Below are 928 nucleotides of genomic sequence, written 5' to 3'. Positions count from 1 at the left end.
TCGGGCACGCTGTAGAAATTGCCGCCGACGCTGACCATGCCCTCCCGGCTGATACGTCGCTCGAGCTTTAGGACCGATCGGAACGGAGCCAAAGGCAGCGGCCGCAGCGCTGCCCGCTCCTCGGCGAAAGCTTCGTTGACGACACGCCTTGTGGTGGCGTGAACCCTCGGGTTTGCGACCGTGTCCAGCCAATGACGCAACTGGGCGTTCAGGTCTTCGAGATTGCGAAAGGACCGGGCCAGGAAGAAGTCCTCGCGAATGTAGCGGAACGGCCGCTCGACCTTGCCTTTCGTTTTGGCGCGGTAAGGCCGACACGCCTTGGGATGGAAACCATAGTGGCGGGCAAGATCGACGAGGGCACGGTTGTAGACGATGCCGCCGGTATCGCCTTCGCCGATCACAGCCGTCTTCATACGGTCGTAAAGCACTTCGCGAGGAGCGCCGCCCAGCGCCTCGAAAGCCCCAGCATGGCAGCGCAAGACAGTCGGCAGATCCTGGTGGACGACGAAGCGTGCCCAGATAAGGCGACTGAAGCCAAGCACCATGGAGAATAGCCAGACGATTCTCGGCGTGGTCGGCTCATCGGCAAAGACGACATTGAACTGGGCGAAGTCGACCTGCGCCTGCTCGCCGGGCGGGGTCTCGAAGCGAACCTCGTATCCACGCTCCGCCGCGGCAGGACGGACGTCGCGCAGGAAGTCGGTGACGGCCGTGTAGCCGCCGCCATAGCCGAGGTCCTTCAGTTCGCGGAAAAGCCGGCTGCCGGTGAGCCCGGGATATCGCATGACGCGTTCGCGAAGATAGGCTGTGAAGGGATCGATCACCGCCTGACGCGGCTTGCGCGGTCCGTAGGCCGGAGCCTCGAGCCCGCGCGCAATGTATTTGCGCACCGTCTTGCGGTCGATCCCGCTCTCCCTGGCGATCGCCG

At 64.0% G+C, this 928-nt stretch carries 1 protein-coding gene; it reads right to left on the bottom strand.

All coding sequences use genetic code 11. The features are described 5' to 3' along the window. On the bottom strand, positions 1-928 hold a 928-nt coding region (istA, locus tag NKH67_RS34010), incomplete at both ends, for an IS21 family transposase (protein WP_353033104.1).

The organism is Mesorhizobium sp. M0968 (assembly GCF_040319065.1).
In the GTDB taxonomy this organism is placed as follows: Bacteria; Pseudomonadota; Alphaproteobacteria; order Rhizobiales; family Rhizobiaceae; genus Mesorhizobium.
Note: the sequence above shows the minus strand (reverse complement) of the source record. Positions and strands in the feature narration are given on the sequence as shown.